At 73.9% G+C, this 8,270-nt stretch carries 8 protein-coding genes; 4 read left to right on the forward strand and 4 right to left on the reverse strand.

All coding sequences use genetic code 11. The features are described 5' to 3' along the window. Position 1 precedes the first annotated feature (1 nt). Positions 2 to 1,330: an MFS transporter gene (locus tag GQS09_RS10195; protein WP_243761276.1), complete on the reverse strand. Its 1,329-nt coding sequence runs from the start codon at positions 1,328 to 1,330 to the stop codon at positions 2 to 4. A gap of 97 nt (positions 1,331 to 1,427) precedes the next feature. Here GQS09_RS10195 and GQS09_RS10200 point away from each other — a divergent pair, with 97 nt between their 5' ends. Then, the gene (locus GQS09_RS10200; protein ID WP_165985693.1) at positions 1,428 to 2,390 is read left to right on the forward strand and encodes a LysR family transcriptional regulator; all 963 of its coding nucleotides are present in this window, start codon (positions 1,428 to 1,430) and stop codon (positions 2,388 to 2,390) included. 43 nt (positions 2,391 to 2,433) lie between these two features. Here GQS09_RS10200 and GQS09_RS10205 read toward each other — a convergent pair whose 3' ends face one another. The 3 genes from GQS09_RS10205 to GQS09_RS10215 all read right to left on the reverse strand — a co-directional run bounded on the left by GQS09_RS10205 (position 2,434) and on the right by GQS09_RS10215 (position 5,962). Then, positions 2,434 to 3,417, reverse strand: coding sequence for a helix-turn-helix transcriptional regulator (locus GQS09_RS10205; RefSeq protein ID WP_165985687.1), 984 nt, complete (start codon positions 3,415 to 3,417; stop codon positions 2,434 to 2,436). Positions 3,418 to 3,959: 542 nt separating this feature from the next. Further along, a complete protein-coding gene (locus GQS09_RS10210) occupies positions 3,960 to 5,039 on the reverse strand; it encodes a LuxR C-terminal-related transcriptional regulator (protein ID WP_313896072.1) in 1,080 nt (359 codons plus the stop codon). Continuing rightward, on the reverse strand, positions 5,036 to 5,962 hold the full coding sequence (locus GQS09_RS10215) for a helix-turn-helix transcriptional regulator (protein ID WP_165985688.1): 927 nt from the start codon (positions 5,960 to 5,962) through the stop codon (positions 5,036 to 5,038). Before GQS09_RS10215 ends, GQS09_RS10210 begins: the two co-directional genes overlap by 4 nt. 221 nt (positions 5,963 to 6,183) lie before the next feature. Between GQS09_RS10215 and GQS09_RS10220 the strand changes: the two genes are divergently transcribed. From GQS09_RS10220 to GQS09_RS10230, 3 genes are all read left to right on the forward strand, one after another. Next, complete coding sequence (locus GQS09_RS10220; protein ID WP_165985689.1) at positions 6,184 to 6,360, forward strand: hypothetical protein; 177 nt, start codon at positions 6,184 to 6,186, stop codon at positions 6,358 to 6,360. Between the two features lie 157 nt (positions 6,361 to 6,517). Continuing rightward, positions 6,518 to 7,774: an acetyl-CoA carboxylase biotin carboxylase subunit family protein gene (locus GQS09_RS10225; RefSeq protein ID WP_165985690.1), complete on the forward strand. Its 1,257-nt coding sequence runs from the start codon at positions 6,518 to 6,520 to the stop codon at positions 7,772 to 7,774. Then, positions 7,764 to 8,270: DUF1015 family protein (locus GQS09_RS10230; protein ID WP_165985691.1), on the forward strand; the 507-nt coding region annotated here is incomplete at its 3' end. The genes GQS09_RS10225 and GQS09_RS10230, both read left to right, overlap by 11 nt.

Genomic DNA, 8,270 nt, shown 5'->3' on the forward strand with positions numbered 1-8,270 from the left:
ATCAGCGGGCGCCCGACGTCTGCGGCTGTGCACGGCCCGGTTGCCGGTTGCCGCCGGCCGGGCTGCCGCTTCCCCCGCCCGGGCCGCCGCGCCCGCGCGGCAGGGTCGCGGTGGCGACCAGCGCGGCCAGCAGCGCCGCCGCGGCCGGGAAGACATAGCTGAACGCGACGTCACCGGGCAGATGGTCCACGGCCCAGCCGCCGCCCGCGGCCCCCGCGGCCAGGCCGGTCAGCAGCGCCGTCACGGCCAGCGTCATGCTCTCGTTCAGCCGGCCGGCCGGGGACAGGCTCTGCGCCAGCGTCATGCCGGTGACCATGGTGGGCGCGGTGGCCATGCCCGCCAGCAGCAGCACCGGCGCGAGCAGTGGCAGGTTGTGCGCCTGGGCGGCCAGCAGCGGCATCGCCATCAGGACCGCCATCAGCGCCACACAGGCCGTGAACCGGCCGCGCACCGAACCGCCCAGCCGCAGCAGGCCGAACATCAGCCCGGCCAGCGCCGAGCCCAGCGCCTGCATGGCCAGCACCGGACCGGCCCAGCCCTTGAGCCCCTGCTCCTCGGCAAAGGCGATGGTCACCACTTCCAGCGAGCCGAAGATCGCCCCGGTGCACGCGAAGGTGGCCAGCAGCGGCACCATGCCCGGAACACGCAGCGGGGAGGGGCCGCCGGTCGCCCGGCGCCGTTCCACCGGCGGCTCGGTGCGGCGCTGCGCGGCGAAGGCCAGCGTGCCGAACAGCAGCAGCCCCGCGCCGGTCAGGGTGCCGGCCGCCGGGAAGAGTGACGTGCACAGCACCGCGGCCAGCACCGGCCCGGAGACGAAGCACAGCTCGTCCAGGGCCTGCTCGAAGGAGTTTGCGGTGTGCCGGGCGGCCGGGTCGTCGCGGAACAGATGCGCCCAGCGGGCCCGCACCATGCCCCCGGTGTTGGGGGAGCAGCAGGTCAGCAGGCAGACCGCGAACAGGGTCCAGACCGGGGCATCGGCCAGCACGCAGACCACCAGCGCCAGATGGCCGGTGGCGGCCAGGGTGGCGGTGGGCACCAGGATGCGCGCCTGCCCGTGGCGGTCGGCCAGCCGGGCGGTGAGCGGCACCACGATCGCGCTGGTCACCATCTGGGTGGCGGTGACCGCCCCGGCCAGTGCGTAGGAGTCGTACGCGGCGGTGACCATCAGCACGGCGGAGACCGAGAACATGCCGAACGGCACCCGGGCCACCAGCCCGGTGACGGTGAACGCCGTGGCCCCCGGCAGCGTGAACAGCCGCCGGTAGGGGCCGAGGAACCGCCCTCCGGGCAGGCCGGCGGCCGGCGCGGGGCGCGGGGGTGACTGAGGCATGCAGGTAGCCTCCGTGGCCCGCCCCGGCCGCGTCCAACACCAGATCAGAGAGTATTCACGCGATTGCGTTGTCAATTCTCGGTAGGCTGTCCGGGTGCTGCCCCGTGACACCGATCCGCGACTGCTGCGCGCCTTTGCCGCGGTGGCCGAGGAACTGCACTTCACCCGGGCGGCCGCCCGGCTGTTCGTGGCCCAGCAGGCGCTGAGCCGGGACATCCGGCGGCTGGAGCGGGAGTGGGGGGTTCCGCTGTTCACCCGCACCACCCGGCAGGTGACGCTGTCCGCCGAGGGCGAGCGGCTGCTGCCGTACGCGCTGCGGGTGCTGGCCGCACACGAGGAGCTGGCCGCCGCGGTCGGGCCCTCCGGCCAGCGACCGCTGGTGGTGGACGTGTGCTCGCCGGGAATCACCGGCCAGCAGGTGCTGGACGCGGTCCGGGAGGCCGCGCCCGAGCTGGAGTTCATCGCCCGCTACCACAGCGGCCTCACCGGCGCCGCCGCCGAGATCACGGCAGGCCGGGTGGACGTCTCCTTCGGCCGCTTCGCCGGGCTGAGCCCCACGCTGCGGGCCGGTCTGGAGCACATGCTGGTCCGCTTCGAACGGGTGGCGGTGCTGCTGCCGCAGGACCACCCGCTGGCCGGGCCCGGCGAGCTGCCCCTGGCCCGCCTGGCCGGGGAGACCCTGTACGCGGGCGCGGGAAATCCGGAGACCGCGGAGTGGACCGACTTCGCCCGCACGCTCTTCGCCGGCCGCGGCATCCACCTGGCCGCGCCGTTCCCGATGATCCAGGGGGACGCCGAGTTCGTCCGGGTGGTACGCAAGCAGGGCTGGTCGGTGCTGGCCAGTGACCTGTTCACCGGCCTGCCCGGGATGGTGGTCCGGCCGCTGGCCGCGCCCGTGGTGCTCTCCCCGGTCTCCATGGTCTGGCGGCGCGGCCTGCGCCATCCCGGGCTGGACGCGCTGCGGTCCGCCGCCGCGGGGCTGGCGGGCCGGCACGGCTGGCTGACCCGCCCGCCCGGCGCCTGGCTGCCTGCCGCGGACCGCAGCCTGCTCGGCCTCTGAGCCGCTTCCGCGCTTCCGCGCTTCCGTGCCGCTGTGCCGGGGGTCAGGAGAGCCAGCCGTGCTGGGCGGCCTTGACCCCGGCCTGGAACCGGCTCTCCGCACCGAGGCGTTCCATCAGGTCGGCCACCACCCGGTTCACCGTGCGCGGCGACATGCCGAGCTGGCCCGCGATGTCCTGGTTGGACATGCCCGCGGCGATGAGCAGCAGCACCTCGCGCTCCACCCCGGTGGGCGCCGGCCCCGACTCCTCCTCGGCCGTGAGCACGTCCTTGGCCTGCTTCCAGATGTGGTCGAACAGGCTGCGCAGGAACCCCAGCACGGCCGGCTCGCGGACGGCCACCGCGCCCACCTCCGGCCGCACCGGGTCCAGCGGCAGCAGCGCGCACGACCCGTCGAAGATGAGCATCTTGGAGGGCAGCACCCCCACGCTGCGCACCCGCGCCCCGGCCTCGCAGATCTTGGTCACGTACTGGACCGACGGCCAGTGCCGGCGCACCGCGTCCTGCACCAGCATCCGCATGCTGACCCCGCTGGCCAGCCGGTCCAGGTCCAGCGGCAGCGCCGCCCGGATCGCCGCCTCGGTGAACCCTCCGGTGGCCTGCATCGACTCCACCGTGGTGGTGCAGGTGCGGCCCAGGTCGTCGATCAGTGCCCGGATGTTCTCCACCCCGCGCACGGTCTCGATGTCGCCCTTGGCGGAGCGCATCGAACGGGCCTCCAGATAGTGCCCGGACAGGCCGTGCAGCCGGGCCCGGGTGGCGGCCACGGCGATCTGCCGCCGCAGGATGTCCTGTTCCGCCGCGGTCAGCAGTTCCTCCGCGGCGTTCTCCGGGCTGACCGCGACCCAGCCGCCGGCCGGGGAGCGGCGCAGCAGCCCCAGCTCCCCGAGCTCCGACTCGGCCTCGGCCACCTCCTCGGGGGTCAGACCGAGCCGTTCGGCCAGCTGCTCCGCCGAGTCCGTGGGGTGGGCGACACGCAGCCGGTAGACACCGACCGTGGCGGCCGGCAGACCGCTTGGGTGATTCATGACCCCCCCTCTGAGCAGCGTCGGAACCGCAGCGGGCGGTCCCGCTCCGCGCGGCCTCCGCCCCGGCCCCGGACCCGTGACGGCCCACCGAGCTTAGCCGTACGTCTGACCGGCCGGTCCGCCCGGCACCGGCCGTGCCCGCGCCGGCACGGTGCGCAGTGGGCGCGGACGGTGATGAGGGCCCCTCCGGCGGCGACGGCGGCACGGCATCCCGGTGTCCGCGCTCCACGCGCTCCACGCCGCGCGGATCGCCCCACCGCATGCCGTGCATCGCACATTCGCGTACCGGAACCGTACCGTCCGTGTCGGCAGTCTAGGTGGCGCGCCGGATTCGTGGCTACACCGTGTCACCCCCGGGTCCGCCGTTTCCGCACGGGGCCGGCCGCGTGCTGCCGCGTTTGTTCCCGCCATCGGCGCGCCCCGAACCGGATTGCGGCACGGGCGTCCGGAAGCGGCGGGAAGTGCACGGCGGATGGCGGGAAACACCGGAAACGGCCCTCCGGCGGCCGGAAAACAACGGGAAAGCGCGGCGGGAATTCGGCTCAGTCGAGCCAGCCCTGCTGGGCGGCTTTGACCCCGGCCTGGAACCTGCTCGCCGCGCCCAGGCGTTCCATCACCTCGGCGACCAGCCTGGTCACCGTGCGCGGGGAGATGCCCAGCTGATGGGCAATGCTTTCGTTGGTGCGGCCGGCCGCGATCAGCCGCAGCACCTCGCGTTCGGTACCGGTGGGCGCCGGTCCGGTTTCGTTCCCGCCGGTGAGGAACTCCTGCGACTGCCCCCAGAAATGCTCGAACAGCCGCTGGAGAAAAGCCAGCACCACCGGATCGCGAATGATGATCGCCCCGGCTCCGGTCTTCGCCGGGTCGAGCGGAAGCACCGCGCATTCACCGTCGGCAATCAGCATCCGGGACGGCAGGACGCCCACGCTGCGCACCCGCGCCCCGGCCCGTGCCAGCCTGGTCACGTACTGCACGAACGGTGCGTGGCGGCGCAGCGCGTGCTGGAACAGCGTCCGCATCCGGCCCCTGCGGGCCAGGAAGGGCAGGTCGACGGGGAGCGCCGCGCTGATCGCCTGGATGCTGGCGGTGCTGCCCGGCACGAACGCGTCCAGGGTGCGGGTGGTGGTCCCGGCCAGGTCGGCGATCACCTCCCGGACGGCTTCGAGGCCCTCCACCACTTCGATGTCGGTCTTGGCGCTGCGCAGGGAACGGGCCTCCAGATAGTGGCCGGAGAGGGCGTGCAGCCGGGCCCGGGTGGCGGCCATGGCCACCTGGAGGCGCAGGATCTCCTGCTCGGCCTCGGCCAGCACCGCTTCGGCGGCGTTCTCCGGGCTGACCGCGACCCAGCCGCCGTCCGGGGAGGGCCGCAGCAGGCCCAGCGAGGCGAGTTCGTGCTCGGCCTTGGCGGCTTCCCCGGGGTGGCAGCCGGCCCGTGCGGCGAGCTGCTCGGTGCTGTCGGTGGGGTGGGCCACCCGCAGCCGGTAGATCCGGACCACCGCCAGCGGCAGTCCGCTGGGGTGCCCGATCGGTTCCTCACCGGGGTCCTGCGGCGTGCCGCCGGCGCCGGCCGCCTGTCCGGTCCCCGCCTGCCCGGCCGCCGCCCCGCCGGCGGGGGCGGTCACGACAGCCAGCCGTTCTGCACCGTCCGCACCCCCGCCTGGAAGCGGCTGCTGGCGTCCAGGCGCTCCATCAGGCCGGACACTATCCGGCTCACCGACCGCACCGACATGCCCAGATGGTGGGCTATGGCCTCGTTCTTCTTCCCGGCCGCCATCAGCACCAGCACCTCGCGCTCCACCCCGGTCGGCGCCGGGTCGGCCTCCCGCTGGTCCTCGGCGAACGGCAGCGCCCGCTCCCAGTAGTGCTCGAAGAGCCGCATCAGGAAGCCCAGCACCGCCGGGTCGCGCACCAGCGCCACGCCGCTGCGGGTGTTCTCCGGGTCCAGCGGCAGCACCGCGCAGTTGCGGTCGTAGATCAGCATCCGGGAGGGCAGCAGGCCGGTGCTGCGCACCCCGGCGCCGGCCGCGGTGATCTTCTCGGCGTAGTAGGTGGTGGCCGGATGGCTGTGCGCGGTGTGCTGCAGCAGCGTCCTTATGGCCACGCCCCGGGCCAGCATCTCCACGTCCAGCGGCAGGGCGGCCCGGATCGCCTGCTCGCTCTGCAGGCCCGGGTGCATGGTGTCCAGCGACTGCGAACAGGTGCGCGCCAGGTCGTCGATCACCGCCCGGATGTGGTCTATGCCCTCGATGATCTCGATGTTGCTGCGCGCCGACCGCATGGAGCGCGCCTCCAGGTAGTCGCCGGTCAGCGCGTGCAGCCGGGCGCGGGTGGCGGCCAGCGCGATCCGCCGCTGCAGGATGTCCTGCTCGGCCGGGCCGAGCAGCTCGTCGGCCGCGCTCTCCGGGCTGATGGCCACCCAGCCGCCGCCGGGGGAGCGGCGCAGCAGCCCGAGGGCGGAGAGTTTGCGCTCGGCCTCGTTGACCGTCTCCAGGCCGACATCCAGCCGGGCGGCCAACTGTGCGGACGAGTCTGTGGGATGGATCACGCGTTCCCGGTAGACTCGCGTGGCCACCGCATCAATTTCGTCCGGTTCCTGCACGTTTTCTCTTCCTCGTTCGCTTCCTCGCGGCACGGGCGGCCGTGTGGCGTCAACCTGCCAGGCAGGAGGACGCCACAGCAAGTGTCTCGACTTCCGCCCCCCGTTTCGTGAACATCGAGTCACCAGCACATCCCCCGCTGGAATCGTGGATTTCGGGAGAGGGACCAGTGAAGAAGATAGCCCTCAGTGCTGCGGCTGCCGTGGCCGCGGTGATGGCTCTTGCCGGCCCGGCGCTCGCCGACGGGCAGACGCAGGAAGCCGGATCGCCCGCTGCACAGACGCAGGAGCCCACTGGCGGGACGGAACCCCAATCCGTCCAGACCATGGGCAATCTCTGGGACTGATTCCCGCACCACGGCAACCCGCAGGCGGCGCCCCCACCCCCCACCTCCGCCGGCGGGCGCCGCTCCCACCCCACGAGCCGCACCAGTCCGCGTGCGACGCGCCCTCACTATCTGTTTCCCCCGTCAGATGATGAAGTCAGCTCAAGGAGGCGGTCCGTTGGCTCCCCGTACGCCGACCGCCCTCCTGCTCAGCCCGACGCCCGCCATGGTGCGGGCGGCTCGGGAGGCCGGGGCCCGCAGCCTGGTCCTGGCGTCCGACCTCTCCGCTCCCCCCGTGCGGGAGGCGGTGCTGGCAGCTGATGACGCGATCGCCGTGGACTGGTGCAACCACCCCCGCTTGCTCGCCGCGATCGGGCATTACTCCGACACCCCCCAGCGGATGCCGGCCCCCGGCCGGCGCGCCTCGGTCTTCGGCTTCGGCGAGGCCAGCGCGCTGGTGGCGGCCCGGGCCAACGAAGCCCTGGGCCTCCCCGGCAATCCGCACGCCGCTGTCGCCTACCTCACGGACAAGGCGGCACTGCGGGACCGCGTCAACCGGCTCGCCGCAACCCCCGTGCGGTTCGAGCGATGTGACCGGGCCGCGGGTCTGGTGCCGGCTGCCGAACGAGTCGGCTTCCCCTGTGTGGTAAAGCCCCGCACCGGCTCGGCAGGCCAGGACGTCCACATGCTGCACGGCGCAGCGGAGGCCCACGCACTGGCCCGGCAGCTGGCACCCGACGCGGCGCTGATCGTGGAGGAGTACCTGTCCGGTCCGGAGTTCACCGTGGAGGCGCACTCCCGGGACGGGCGGCACACCGTGCTGGCCGTCACCCGCACCCACACCAGCGGTGCCCCGGGGTGCGTGGTGACCGGCCACGACCTCCCGGTGGAGCTCGGCGGCAGACTGCACGACGAGATCGCCGAACTCGTCGACATCACCCTGGACGCGGCCGGCCACCGCCACGGCCCGTCCAGCACCGAGATCATCATCACCGAGCGCGGGCCCGCGCTGGTGGAGTCGCACGCCCACCCGGCCTCCGACCGGATGGGCGAGCTGCTCGCCCTGGCCACCGGGACGGACCCCTACGTACTGGCGTATGCCACCGTTCTCGGCCTGCCCGGCGGACCGGCGTACCGGCGCCGCCGCCGGCGGTACGCCGCGGTGCGTTATCTCCCGCCCGCGGCCGGCCGGATGCTCGACCCCGGCTGCCTGACCGCGGCGCGCGCGGTGCCGGGCGTGACCGCGGTCGAGGCACCGGCCTCACCCCCCGACAGCCATGCACCGGCGACCACCAGCCGGGTCGCCGGGCATGGCGCGATCACCGCGACGGCGGACAGCCCGCAGGACCTCAGCCGGGTGTTGCGCGAAGTACAGGACCGTCTGCGCGGACCAGCCTTGGCATCCTCCAAGGAAGAGGAGCTCAGTGCCGTCTGACGTGCTCTCCCCACCGGCCCTGCCGAGCACCCCCAAACCGCGCACCGATCTGCTGATTCCCTCCCACGTCATGGAGCGCCGCGACACCTTCGGCGCCGTCCGCCAGCGCGGCGTCATCGGCGCCCTGGACGTGCGGGGCATCGAAACCGGCCATGTGCTGCGGCACACCCGCACCGACGAGGCCGAGGTGCGCCACCAGGAGCGGATGATGCGGGAGCGCGGCGGGCCGGCCACCGAGCCGCTGCTGCTGGCCGCGCCGGACGTGGGCGGCTACCGCAGATGCCTGGACGAGGCGGCCGGCACCGAGCCGTACGCGGTGCTGGAGACACCGGACGGCGGTGAGCTGCTGCTGTGGATGTGGCGCCGGCACTGGGCCGCCGATCCGCCCGCGCTGGGCCCGGTGCTGGTGGTGGACGGCCATCACCGGCTGGAGGCGGCCCGGCGGCTCGCCGCCGCGGCCGAGCGCACCCCGCGCGACGGCCGGGGCGGCCGGGGC

Origin of the sequence: Streptomyces sp. YIM 98790 (genome assembly GCF_011421595.1) — a bacterium.
Classification (GTDB): domain Bacteria; phylum Actinomycetota; class Actinomycetes; order Streptomycetales; family Streptomycetaceae; genus Streptomyces.